Consider the following 12660-nt stretch of genomic DNA (forward strand, 5'->3'; position numbering starts at 1 on the left):
GCGCATAGTCATCTCATTCAATTGAAGGAGATGATTGCGATGAGTGGAGAAACGAAGATCACGGCACTGGTTCTCGGCGCGACCGGCGGTATCGGCGGCGCGATCGCGCGCAAACTTCTGGCCCGCGGATGGCGCATCAGTGCGCTCAACCGTGACGCCGCCAAGGCGTCGAAGAACGAGCCGGCATTCGAATGGGTGCAGGGTGATGCGATGAATGCCGGCGACGTGCTGAAGGCGGCTGAAGGTGTTGGCCTGATTGTCCACGCGGTCAATCCGCCCGGCTATCGCGATTGGGAAAGGCTGGTGCTGCCGATGCTCGACAATACGATCGCTGCCGCTCGAGTCGTCGGTGCGCGGATCGTTCTGCCGGGCAACGTCTATAATTTTGGTCCCGACGCCCTGCAGTCGCCGACGGAGGAAAGCCCGCAGCATCCCCTTACAAAGAAGGGAGCGATCCGCGTCGAGATGGAGAAGCGGCTGAAGGCGGCTTCGCAATCCGGCACCGCCGCGATCATCGTCCGGGCCGGCGATTTCTTCGGTCCGGGCGCAACGGCCAATAGCTGGTTCTCATCGGGGTTGGTGACGCCGGGCAAGCCGGTCGGCACCATCAAGAATCCAGGGCGGCGCGGCGTCGGCCATCAGTGGACCTATCTGCCCGACATGGCGGAAACCATCGCCCAGCTCGTCGAGCGGGCCGATCGGCTGCCGCCCTTCGCCGTCTATCATATGGATGGCTTCTGGGATGCGGATGGCATGCAGATGGCGGAAGCGATCAAGCGAGTCGCTGGCGGCAAGGCGAAGATCGGGCGGTTTCCCTGGTGGATCGTGCCGCTCGCCGCGCCTTTCGTTCCGGTCATGCGGGAGATCAAGGAGATGCGCTATCTCTGGAAAGTGCCGCTCAGGATGAACAACGCCAAGCTTGTCGCCGAACTTAGCAAGGAGCCGCAGACACCGATCGACGAGGCGGTGAGGGCCTCACTGGTGGCGCTCGGCTGCCTGCCGGAAGCGCGTCGTGACACCGCGGCCGCCTTTATCGGGCATACGCTGCAGAAGGCGCCTTAGGCCGCCAGCTCGGCCAGCGCGATCCGCGCAACCGTCAAGGCCGTCTCCGCCTGCTCGATATTGGGGTCGCCAAGGAACCAGGCGGCGGAAAGACCGGAATAGGCGGCGATCCATTGCAGCAGCCGCTTCGGCTCCAGCCCCGCCTCGGCAGAGACGATGGCGAGCTGGCGGCGGAAGCGGGCGGGGTCGGTGATGGTTGGCAATTCCTCGTTGGCGAAGATATTGGCGAAATCGAAACCGCGCTCGCCGTGGAGCCGTTTCGGATCGATCGCCAACCAGCCGCGCGCCTCGAAATCGAGAATGTTGCCGTGGTGGATGTCGCCATGGAGGACGGAGAGATCGCGCGGATCGGCAAGAAGGGCGTTGGCGATCGCCGAGCAATCGGCAAGCGTGCCTCCATGTTTGCAGGCGGCCGGCTCGAGATCGCGGAACCAGCGGGTGAGGGGAATGGGATTGGGGAGTGGTCTTTCGCGCGGTGCGTGCAGCCGGGCGGCGGTGCGGCAGAGAATGCGGCTCGCCTCGTCGTCTTCGCCGTCCATCGCCATGGCCAGCAGGGAGCGTTTCCCGGTTGCCCTTTCCAGCAATACGGCGTCACCTTCGTGGGCATAGACATGAGCTGCGCCGTCGCCGTCCCACCACTGCATCAGCAGTGCGCCGCATCGTTCATCGATATCGGTCGCAACTTTCAGCATGGCGGGCCTCTCCTGCCAGAGGACCGGCAGCAGGCGGCTCGAATGGGTGATGATGGGCTCGCCGTCCGACATGAGCGACCAGCGATCGAGATAGGGAGCAAACATGCCCCTCATATAGGGATACTGAACGCAGAAATCCCGCCTCTCGGCGGGATTTCTTGATGCGTATGGGAAATCTCAGGCGACCTTTTCTAATGTGGGATAGTCGAGGTAGCCCTTGGCGGTGCCGCCGTAGAAGGTCGACTGGTCGGGCGTGTTGAGCGGCAGGTTCTTTGCCAGCCGCTCGACGAGATCGGGATTGGCGATGAAGGGCTTGCCGAAGGCGACGAGATCGGCGCGGCCGCTTTCGGCGGCGTCGATCGCGAGATCGCGGTCATAACCGTTATTGACCATCCAGCTCGCCTTGCCGCCGGCCTTTTCATAGGCCTGGCGCAGTGCCTTGTAATCGAAGGAGGGGTTATCCCCCTGCTTGTAGTCGCGCTCACCGCCGGTCTGGCCTTCGATGACGTGGATATAGGCGAGGCCGTATCTGGCCAGCCCCTCGACGACACGGGTGAAGGTCGCCTGCGGATTGGAATCGTAGCTTTCGCCCGACGGCGTCACCGGCGAGATGCGGATTGCGGTACGGCCTGCGCCGATTTCCCTAACCACGGCATCGACGACCTCGAAGGTCAGGCGGGTGCGGTTTTCGATCGAGCCGCCATATTGATCGGTGCGGTCGTTGACGCCGTCGCGGATGAACTGATCGAGCAGGTAGCCATTGGCGCCGTGGATCTCGACACCGTCGAATCCGGCATAGATGGCCGCGCGGGCTGCCTTGCGGTAATCCTCGATGATGCCGGGGATTTCGGCGGTTTCGAGTGCACGCGGCTCGGAGGTATCGGCAAAGCTGCCGCTGCCGTCGGCATTGACCAGATAGGTCTTGGCCTTGGCGACGCGATTGGTCGAGGAGACCGGCTTGCCGCCGTCCGGCTGCAGCGTCGTGTGCGAGATACGGCCGACATGCCACATCTGGACGACGATCCTGCCGCCGGCTGCGTGGACGGCATCGGTCACACGCTTCCAGCCGTCGAGCGCTTCCGTGCTGTAAAGGCCGGGCACGTCGGCATAACCCTGGCCCTGATGGGTGATCGCGGTCGCTTCGGTGATGATCAGACCCGCCGTGGCGCGCTGGCGGTAATATTCGACATTGAGGTCGTTGGGGATCGCACCTGGCGAACGGTTGCGGGTAAGCGGCGCCATGACGATACGGTTCTTGACGGCGATGTCGCCAACCTTGGCGGGTTCGAAAAGCTTGGCCATGATGGTCCTTTCTTTTGCGGGAGGATCACTCGGCGGGGGCGAGAGCGGCTTGGCCCCTGGCGGAGAGATAGGTGAGCGCCGTCGCACCCAGGCCGATCAGGGCCATCAGGGCTGCGGCGAGCGGAACGAGGGTGAGATCGAAGCCGGCATCGATGACCAGGCCGCCCGCCCAGGCGCCAAGCGCATTGCCGGTGTTGAAGGCGCCGATGTTGATCGTCGAGACGAGGTTCGGCGCATCCTTGCCGAAGCCGACGACGCCGACCTGGAGCGCCGGCACGGCGGCAAAGCTTGCGGTCGCCCAGAGGAAGAGGGTGATCTCAGCCGGGATGAAGAGGCGGCTCGTATAACTGAAGGCAAGCGAGGTGACGGCGATCGCGGTGAAGACGCCGGCAAGTGTGACGCCGAGGCGCCAATCGGCAAGCTTGCCGCCGATGAGATTGCCGACGGTCAGACCGAGGCCGATCAGGAACAGCGTCCAGGTGACGCCCTCAGGCGAAACGCCGGTGACGTCACGCAAGAGCGGCGCGATATAGGTGAAGAGGGCGAACATCGAGGCGGCGAAGAAGACGGTGGTGGAAAGCGCCAGCCACAGGCTGCCATTCCTGAGTGCCGCGATCTCGCGCAGGATGCTGCCGCTTTCCTGTTTCTTGTCCTTCGGCAGGATGGCGATCAGGCCTGATATGGTGATGATGCCGATAACGGTGACGACGCCGAACGTGGCGCGCCAGCCATAGGCCTGGCCGATTGCGGTGCCGAGCGGCACGCCAAGGACGTTGGCAAGGGTCAGACCGGTGAACATCAGCGCGACGGCGCGGGCTTTGCGGTCTTCGACGACGAGGCCGGCGGCGACGACCGAACCGATGCCGAAGAAGGCGCCGTGGCAGAGCGCGGTCACGATGCGGGCGATCATCAGCACCCAATAATCGCTCGCCAGAGCACAAAGCAGGTTGCCGGCGATGAAGAAGGCCATCAGCGCAATCAGTGCCGTGCGGCGCTTCAGCGTCGCTGTGGAAATGGCCATGATGGGTGCGCCGATCGCGACCGCGAGCGCATAACCCGTCACCAGCCATCCGGCTTGTGGGATCGTCACTGAGAGATCGGCGGCGACCTCCGGCAGCAGACCCATGATGACGAATTCGGTCGTGCCTATCGCAAAGGAGCTCAAGGCGAGGACGAGAAGGGCGAGGGGCATTCTAGAGATCCTGTGTCAGCTGCTTGAGGAAAGCCGCGATCGTTTCTTCGTTGCGCTTATAGAAGATCCACTGGCCGACACGTTTCGTGGTCACGAGGCCGGCGCGCTGCAGGGTTCCAAGATGAGCCGAGACGGTGGATTGAGATAGGCCGCAGCGCTCGAACTGGCTGGCGCAGACGCCCATTTCAAAGGGATGCTCCTGCGTGGGGAAATGTTCCTCGGGATTCTTCAGCCAGCTCAGAATGTCCATTCGGGTGGGGTGGGCGAGCGCCTTGATGATCTCGTCCTTGTCCATCGTCGTTTGCCGAATTATAAATCGTGTTTGAACGATATATTGATCGTCGGATACCGATATGCAAATCACGGAGACGTGAGGCGGCAGCTTTTGTTGATTGGGCAAATTTTGGGCAAAAAAAGAGGGCCACCGGAAAACCAGGGCCCTTTGAATTGTGAAGGTCAATAACCTCCAGAGGGGAACAGCTAATGCGGTGGAACTGGGAGAGAAACCACGAAATGCATCAGCTGAGTTGGATATGGTGCTTCCTTAGGCAGGTTTCAATGCTTTTTTGTGCATACCTGTTATGCGCCGCACAATTTTTTTGCGATGCGGCATTTTCCGAAGCGGCAAGGCAAAAAAAGAGGGCCGCTGGAAAACCAGGGCCCTTATAAGTGTGAAGGTTCAAAAACCTCCAGAGGGGAACAGCTAATGCGGTGGAACTGGGAGGAAAAGCCACCATGTGCATCAGCTATGTGCGATATGGTGGTTTAATGGGCAAACAGCAACCCTCATTTGTGCATGCCAGTCATGCGCTCACCGCATAGTATGGAAATCATTCCATAAATCTGGCTTAAAAATTCCAGTTTCTCGCTTTGCTGACAATGAAATCGCGGAAAGCTTTCAGCTTGGCGGCATTCTTGATCTCGTCAGGATAACAAAAATACGTGTCGAATGACGGCACGTCCGCATTGATCGGCAGCTGAATCAGGCCAGGGTCGCGCCCGACGATATAATCCGGCAGGCAGGCGACGCCGATTCCGAGCAGGCAGGCGCGCTTGATCGAGGTCTGGCTGTTGATCTGCAGATGCGGGATGCGCTTGTTGTCGGAGGAGCGGCCGGCGACCTCAAGCCAGTTGACGTCAAGCAGGTAGCTCGGAGCCGGCTCGCCGAAGGTGATGATGCGGTGATTGTCGAGATCCTCGATCTTCTGCGGCTCGCCATGGCGGTTGATGTAGGAGGGAGCGGCGTAGACGTGCATGTGCACGGTGAAGAGCTTGCGCTGGATGAGGTCGGACTGCTGCGGCTGACGCAGACGGATTGCGCAGTCGGCGTGGCGCATGTTCACATCCACTTCCTCGTTGTCGAGGATCAGCTGGATCTGCACATCGGGATAAAGCTGCAGGAATTCCTGGATCTTGTCGGTCAGCCAGCCCTGGCCGAGACCGACCGTCGTCGTCACGCGCAGCTTGCCCGACGGCGTCTCGGTCGTCTCGGTGAGCTGCATCTTGACGGTTTCGAGCTTCAGCAGCACGTCATGGGCGGTGCGGTAGAGCAGTTCGCCCTGTTCCGTCAGGATCAGTCCGCGCGCGTGACGGTGAAACAGCTTGGTGCCGACATCCTGCTCCAGCGCGCTCACCTGGCGGCTGATGGCGGACTGGGACAGATGCAGTTTATCCGCCGCGTGCGTGAACGAACCCGCCTCGGCCGCTGCGTGGAAAATACGCAGCTTGTCCCAATCCAATGGCATTCCCCCGCCCCTCATGCCGGTCTTACTCCGCAGCCACGGCGATAGGCATGTGGCCCGTCAGATATCGCTCGGCTTCGAGCGCTGCCATGCACCCCAAGCCGGCGGCGGTGATTGCCTGGCGGAACGTATCGTCGGTCACGTCGCCGGCGGCATAGACCCCCTCCAAGCTGGTCGCGGTCGAATCCGGCGCGGTCCAGAGGTAGCCATTGTCCTTCAGCTTCAGCTTGCCCTTGAAAAGCTCGGTTGCCGGGGCGTGGCCGATGGCAACGAAGACGCCGTCGATCGGCATTTCGGTAATCGCTCCGGTTCTGACGTCGCGCAGACGCGCGCCAGTCACGGATTGCGGCATTGGCGGCTTGGCCGGCGTGCCGGTGATCTCGGCCACCTCGCTGTTCCACAGCACCTCGACGTTTTCCTTGGCGAACAGGCGTTCCTGCAGGATCTTCTCGGCGCGGAAGGAGTCGCGGCGGTGCACCAATGTGACCGACTTCGCGATGTTGGAGAGATAGAGCGCCTCTTCGACGGCGCTGTTGCCGCCGCCGACCACGATGACGTCCTTGTTGCGATAGAAGAAACCGTCGCAGGTGGCGCAGGCCGAAACGCCGAAGCCCTGGAAATGCTGCTCGCTTTCGATGCCCAGCCACTTGGCCTTGGCGCCGGTTGCGATGATCAGCGTATCCGCGGTCCATACCTGGCCGCTGTCGGTGCGGGCGACGAAAGGACGCTGGTTCAGGTCGACTTCGGTCACGAGGTCGTTGACGATCTCGGCGCCGACATGTTTTGCCTGCTGCAGCATCTGGTCCATCAGCCAGGGGCCCTGGATCGGATCGGCAAAGCCCGGATAGTTCTCGACATCGGTGGTGATCATCAGCTGGCCGCCCTGTTCGAGGCCGGCGATCAGAACCGGCTTCAGCATGGCGCGCGCGGCATAGACCGCGGCAGTATAGCCGGCGGGTCCGGAACCGATGATGAGCACCTTCGTGTGGCGGGCAGGCATGTCATTTCCTTTCGACTGGCAGGAGGGCGGCGGCTAAAAGGCGATTGCGGCCGTTTCGCGGTCCATGCGCCATTTATGAACGTCCAATGCTATTATTCAAGGGCAGCCTTGCATTACCAACAAGGCAAATCGCCTCGCTGTGCAAGAATCCGTCATCGGCTTGAAACTTTCTTGCGTATTCCGCCGCTTTATATAGAAGCTCGCCGCGAAGAATTAAAGAAAGGCCACGGTGTGGGGCGCACGGAACTCGACGTCATCGACATAAAGATCCTCCGGGAGCTGCAGGCCGACGGCCGCATGACCAATGTCGAACTCGCCGACCGGGTCGGCATCTCGGCGCCGCCCTGCCTGCGCCGGGTGCGCAAGCTCGAGGAAGCCGGCATCATCGAGGGCTACCACGCCATGCTGAACAGCCCGAAGCTCGGCTTCGATCTGGTTGCTTTCTGCATGGTCGGCCTCAAACACCAGTCGGAAGGCAACCTCAAGGCGTTTGCCGCCGCCACCACCGAGTGGCCGCTGGTGCGCCAGGCCTGGATGGTATCGGGTGACAGCGATTTCCTGCTGCATTGCGTGGCGGAAAATCTCACCCATTTCCAGGATTTTGTCATCGAGATTCTGACGGCGAACGAACATGTCGACACCGTGCGCACCATGCTGACGATCCGGCAGGTGAAGAAGCTGGGATTGGTCGAAGTCTAATGCGACCTCGCGGTTACTTGCGCGAGGCGTAGCCGCCCCGGTTGATGCCGTGGCGCTGGAGCTTGTCGTAAAAGGTCTTTCTCGGAATGCCGAGCGCCTCGATGGTGCCGCGCACGTCGCCGTCATTGGCCGCGAGCGCGTCGCGGATGATCTCCGCCTCGTAGCGTTCCAGCCGTTCGGGCAGCGTGCCGCCGGTCGGTTGCGGGGGAACGAGCGTCGCTCCGCCGCCTTCCACGCCCAGCACCACCCGTTCGGCATAGTGGGAGAGCTCGCGGACATTGCCCGGCCATGCATGGGTGGCGAGATGCCGGCGGACATTCTCTGAAAGCTGCGGGACATCGCGGCGGAAGCGCCCGGCGGCGCGAGCGGCGAAATGGGAAAACAGCAGCGGAATATCGTCGCGGCGCTCCCTCAGCGGCGGAATGGAAATCGTCACGACATTCAGCCGGTAATAGAGATCCTCGCGAAAATCCCCGCGCACCTCGGGATCGCCAAGGTCGATCTTGGCGGCTGCGACGACGCGCAGATCGACCGGGCGCACCTCGTTGGTGCCGAGCGGGGTGATTTCGCGCATCTCCAGCACCCTCAGCATCTTGACCTGCGTGGCGAGAGGCATGCTCTCGATCTCATCGAGGAAAAGCGTGCCGCCGCTGGCATGTTCGATGCGACCGGTGCGGCGCTTTTGCGCGCCGGTAAAGGCGCCGGCCTCGTGACCGAACAGCTCGCTTTCGATGACGGTCTCAGGTAGCGCGCCGCAGTTCAGCGCCACGAAATTGCCTTTCCGGCGGTGGCTCCACTGATGCAGGATCTGCGCGACCACTTCCTTGCCGCTGCCGGTCTCGCCGGCCACAAGCACGTCAACGTCGGTATCGGCGATGTGGCGAAGAATCTTTCTGAGATTCTCCATGACGGGGGTCTGGCCGATCAGCGGCAAAGTCTCTTGCGCATCTTCGGCCGCCTTGCGCAGCATGCGGTTTTCCAGAACGAGCCGACGTTTTTCGCTGGCGCGACGCACGCTCTGGACGAGCCTGTCGGCGGGGAAGGGTTTGGCGATGAAATCATAGGCGCCATCCTGAATGGCTTGGACGGCCATCGGAATATCGCCGTGGCCGGTCATCAATATCACCGGCAGGTCGGCATCCATGCCTTGCAGCATGGCGAAGAGTTGCAGCCCGTCTATCTCGGGCATGCGAATATCGGTGACGACGGGGCCGGCGAAGTCCGCCGGCAGGTCCGCCAGCGCCGCCTTGGCGCCGTCATAGGCGGAAACGGAGAAGCCGGCGAGCTCCAGCGTCTGGGCGGTGGCGCGGCGCAGGTCCCTGTCGTCGTCGATCAGCGCAACCGGGCTCCGTGTGTCCATGACCTAAGCGTTCCTCAGATGAACGATGAACCGGGTTCCTGCGCCATTGCTCTCAACCTCCATCCGGCCACCGTAATCGCCGACAATATCCTTGGAGATGACGAGCCCGAGGCCGAGACCACTCTCCTTCGATGTGTTGAACGGCGTGAATAGGCCCTTGCGGATTTCAGGCGAAATGCCGGGGCCGTTGTCGACGACCGTCAGGGTCACCATGTCCGCATCGGTTGATGTCCTGACCTCGACGCGCCCCGCCTCGGCCTTCGGCGCGACTGCCTCCAGGGCGTTCTGAAGCAAATTGATGAGCACCTGCTCGAGGCGGATCCGGTTTCCCATGACCTGCAGCGCGGCCGGCGGCAGCTCGATGTCAAGCGTGTCCATGCGGCCGGCAAAGCGGCTGCGCAACAGCATCACCGCACCCTCGATGACTTCCCTCAGGCCAGTCGGCTCGGCACTGCTGCGGCCCTTGCGGGCGAAGGTCTTCAACTCCTCGGTGATCGTGCCGATACGCTCCGTCAGCGCCGCGATGTTCTGAAGATTTTCGCCGGCAGGCGCGGTCTGGCCGCGCTCGAGGAAGGTGCGGGCATTGTCGGCATAGGCGCGGATGGTCGCCACCGGCTGGTTGATCTCATGGGCGACGCCGGCCGCCACCTGACCGAGGATTGCCAGCCGGTTGGCCTGCACCAGATCCTGCTGCACCGCCTGGAGCTTCTGCTCCGTGCTGCGGTGACCGGTGATCTCGGCCTGCAGGCGATCCCGCGCCTGGCTAAGATCGAGCGTCCGCTCGGCCACGCGCCGTTCCAGTTCTTCGCGCGCCTGCTGTTCGCTGAAGATCCTGAGCGTGATCGTCTGGCGGCGGCGCAGCAGAAAGGCCGCTCCCGACAGCACTGGCAGCAGCGTCAGCAGCGCCAGCATGCGGGCTTCGCGAACTCCCGCATCGATCGAAGGGCCGAGCGCCACAAGATGCTGAAGGCGCCATGCGGTTTCCGGAACGGGTGCTCCGACATCGAGAAAGCTGGTTTTGCCGGCGCCGCCCGGCATGACTATCTCGACGACGTCGAGCCTGTCGCCGAGATTTCGGACTATGTCGAGCGGAAGGGGCTGGAGTGGCGCATCACCGAACTGGAGGCTTTCGCGGATCGCCGTCAGCCGGTCCTCGGCGATCTGGCCGATCGTCATGAACCGCCATGAGGGAATGCTGGTGATGAGAATGATGCCACGGTCGTCAACGACGTAAGACGGGGCATCCGTGGCATTCCAATCTGCCTCAACATCGTCGAATTCCACCTTGACCACGACGACCCCGAGCAGGCTGTTGTTGCCGTCGGAGATGCGCTGCGAGATATAGAGGCCAGGTTTCTTGCTGACGGTGCCGAGCGCGAAGTGTTCGGCCTGGCCACGGGCGACCGCACCCTGATAATATTCCCTGAAGCGATAGTCGTTGCCGACGAAGCTCGTCGGCTCGCGCCAGTTGCTGGCAGAAACAGCCATGCCGTGCTTGTCGATGACATAGATGACGGCCGCTTTGGTGCCCGTCGCCAGCATATCCAGCTTGCGGCTCAGCTGCTCAAACGTGGCGGCATCGCGCTCTGCCAGCGCGGCGGCGAGCGCATTGTCCTGCGACAGGACGAAGGGCAAGGCCCGGAATTTTTCGAGAACCGTGCGCAGCAATGCTGCGTTCAGCCTGGCATCCGTGCGGGCCTGCTCTTCGAGAGCCGTCTCGGCCCGTTGGCGGCCAAGCTCGCCGCTTGCCCACAGGCTAGCGATCACAGCCAGCAGGGCGGCGGCCGCAAACAGCCACCACATCCGGCGGATGCGGTGCTGGAGGGGCAGGGAGGGCCACAGCCTTTGTGAAACGGACAAGGACATGGCGGATTTGTGCATTTTTCGGCACGGAACGCAAACGGATTTGTGCGGCTTTCCGCATTGCTTATTTAGCCCTTTGGCAGCGGTATAAATTTTATCCTATTCAAAACAACTAGTTACCCAATTTATGCGAAACTGGCACGGCGGTTGCGAAGGAGATGGCACAACGGCTGAGCTGTTGGAGTGAAGCGAACGGCTCGGGAGGCCGGAGTTCGTTCCGGGCGAGCCCTTAGGAGGATATCATGATCGCAGCACCAGTTGACGCAGTTGCAGACAGCAAGGGCAGGAAGCCCTTTTACACCCATCTATACGTTCAGGTTCTCGCCGCCATCGCCGCGGGTATCCTTCTCGGCCATTTCTACCCCGAGCTCGGCACGCAGCTGAAGCCGCTCGGCGATGCCTTCATCAAGCTCGTGAAGATGGTCATTGCGCCCGTCATCTTCCTGACGGTGGCAACCGGCATTGCCGGCATGAGCGATCTGAAGAAGGTCGGCCGCGTCGCCGGCAAGGCGATGTTGTACTTCCTGACCTTCTCGACCTTGGCGCTCGTCATCGGCATGGTCATCGCCAATGTCGTTCAGCCCGGCGCCGGCATGAATATCGATCCGGCTTCGCTTGACCCCAAGGCCGTCGCCACCTTTGCCGAGAAGGCGCATGAGCAGAGCATCGTCGGCTTCCTCACAAACATCATCCCCACGACGATTGTCGGCGCCTTTGCCGATGGCGATATTCTGCAGGTATTGTTCTTCTCGGTGCTGTTCGGCATTGCGCTCGCCATGGTCGGCGAAAAGGGCGAGCCGGTCATCAACATCCTGAATGCGCTGACGGCTCCGATCTTCAAGCTGGTCGCCATCCTGATGAAGGCTGCCCCGATCGGCGCCTTCGGCGCCATGGCCTTCACCATCGGCAAGTACGGTATCGGATCGATCGCCAACCTCGCCATGCTGATCGGCACCTTCTACATCACTTCGCTGCTCTTCGTTCTTGTCGTGCTCGGCGCCGTCGCCCGCTATAACGGCTTCTCGATCCTGGCGCTGCTGCGCTACATCAAGGAAGAGCTGCTGCTGGTTCTCGGCACCTCGTCGTCAGAAGCCGCACTTCCGGGACTGATGAACAAGATGGAAAAGGCCGGCTGCAAGCGCTCGGTCGTCGGCCTCGTCATCCCCACCGGCTATTCCTTCAACCTTGACGGCACCAATATCTACATGACGCTGGCCGCCCTCTTCATCGCCCAGGCAACCGGCATCCAGCTCTCCTGGGGTGACCAGATCCTGCTGCTGCTCGTGGCGATGCTGAGCTCGAAGGGTGCTGCCGGCATCACCGGCGCCGGCTTCATCACGCTTGCCGCGACGCTCTCCGTCGTGCCTTCCGTGCCGGTCGCCGGCATGGCGCTAATCCTCGGCATCGACCGCTTCATGTCGGAATGCCGGGCGCTGACCAACCTCGTCGGCAATGCGGTCGCGACAATCGTCGTGGCCCGTTGGGAAAACGAGCTGGATACGGCGCAGCTCGCTAGAGTGCTGGGCGGCCAGGCAGAAGAGGGCGCTCCGGTTGCCGGACTTCAGCCGGCGGAATAATCTCGCCTGATTATTGGCAATCTTTGCAGCGGCCCGTTTTACAGCGGGCCGTTCGCTTGTCGATAGATGTCGCCCTCTACGCAGATGTTCAACGTCACGAGCCGTTCCGACCCAAGGAGATCGGCGAGACCGCTTACCCCTCCCCAACCCCTCCCCACAAGGGGGAGGGAC

11 protein-coding genes are annotated in these 12660 nt (G+C 62.1%); 3 read left to right on the top strand and 8 right to left on the bottom strand.

Going from position 1 to position 12660, the window contains the following annotated elements; translation table 11 throughout:
- Window positions 1-39: 39 nt before the first annotated feature.
- Window positions 40-1062 carry an NAD-dependent epimerase/dehydratase family protein gene (locus tag GGD53_RS05305; protein ID WP_184454219.1) on the top strand — a complete coding sequence of 341 codons (1023 nt, stop codon included), beginning with the start codon at window positions 40-42 and terminating at the stop codon, window positions 1060-1062.
- Here GGD53_RS05305 and GGD53_RS05310 read toward each other — a convergent pair.
- The 6 genes from GGD53_RS05310 to trxB all read right to left on the bottom strand — a co-directional run bounded on the left by GGD53_RS05310 (window position 1059) and on the right by trxB (window position 6990).
- Window positions 1059-1859, bottom strand: a complete 801-nt coding sequence (locus GGD53_RS05310) for an aminoglycoside phosphotransferase family protein (protein WP_184454221.1) — start codon at window positions 1857-1859, stop codon at window positions 1059-1061. The two genes, GGD53_RS05305 and GGD53_RS05310, sit on opposite strands and share 4 nt — an antisense overlap.
- Window positions 1860-1931: 72 nt before the next feature.
- On the bottom strand, window positions 1932-3056 hold the full coding sequence (locus GGD53_RS05315; protein WP_184454223.1) for an alkene reductase: 1125 nt from the start codon (window positions 3054-3056) through the stop codon (window positions 1932-1934).
- Window positions 3057-3081: 25 nt separating this feature from the next.
- Entirely contained in the window at window positions 3082-4248 is a 1167-nt protein-coding gene (locus GGD53_RS05320; protein WP_184454225.1) for an MFS transporter, read from the bottom strand.
- Window position 4249: 1 nt separating this feature from the next.
- On the bottom strand, window positions 4250-4543 hold the full coding sequence (locus GGD53_RS05325) for an ArsR/SmtB family transcription factor (protein WP_086082480.1): 294 nt from the start codon (window positions 4541-4543) through the stop codon (window positions 4250-4252).
- Between the two features lie 553 nt (window positions 4544-5096).
- Window positions 5097-5993, bottom strand: a complete 897-nt coding sequence (locus tag GGD53_RS05330; protein WP_085778879.1) for a LysR family transcriptional regulator VtlR — start codon at window positions 5991-5993, stop codon at window positions 5097-5099.
- A gap of 22 nt (window positions 5994-6015) precedes the next feature.
- The gene (gene trxB / locus GGD53_RS05335; RefSeq protein ID WP_184454227.1) at window positions 6016-6990 is read right to left on the bottom strand and encodes a thioredoxin-disulfide reductase; all 975 of its coding nucleotides are present in this window, start codon (window positions 6988-6990) and stop codon (window positions 6016-6018) included.
- Between the two features lie 231 nt (window positions 6991-7221).
- On the opposite strand from trxB, the gene GGD53_RS05340 reads away from it, so the two are divergent.
- Window positions 7222-7689 (top strand): Lrp/AsnC family transcriptional regulator, encoded by a 468-nt coding sequence (locus tag GGD53_RS05340; RefSeq protein WP_064695956.1) that lies wholly within the window; start codon window positions 7222-7224, stop codon window positions 7687-7689.
- A gap of 13 nt (window positions 7690-7702) precedes the next feature.
- On the opposite strand, the gene GGD53_RS05345 is transcribed toward GGD53_RS05340, so the two are convergent.
- Window positions 7703-9049, bottom strand: coding sequence for a sigma-54-dependent transcriptional regulator (locus tag GGD53_RS05345; RefSeq protein WP_184454229.1), 1347 nt, complete (start codon window positions 9047-9049; stop codon window positions 7703-7705).
- 3 nt (window positions 9050-9052) lie between these two features.
- Window positions 9053-10930 carry a sensor histidine kinase gene (locus GGD53_RS05350; protein WP_184454230.1) on the bottom strand — a complete coding sequence of 626 codons (1878 nt, stop codon included), beginning with the start codon at window positions 10928-10930 and terminating at the stop codon, window positions 9053-9055.
- Window positions 10931-11154: 224 nt separating this feature from the next.
- On the opposite strand from GGD53_RS05350, the gene GGD53_RS05355 reads away from it, so the two are divergent.
- Window positions 11155-12489 carry a dicarboxylate/amino acid:cation symporter gene (locus GGD53_RS05355; protein ID WP_184454232.1) on the top strand — a complete coding sequence of 445 codons (1335 nt, stop codon included), beginning with the start codon at window positions 11155-11157 and terminating at the stop codon, window positions 12487-12489.
- The last annotated feature ends 171 nt before the right edge of the window (window positions 12490-12660 follow it).

The sequence above is a fragment of the Rhizobium aethiopicum genome (assembly GCF_014197535.1).
Classification (GTDB): domain Bacteria; phylum Pseudomonadota; class Alphaproteobacteria; order Rhizobiales; family Rhizobiaceae; genus Rhizobium; species Rhizobium aethiopicum_A.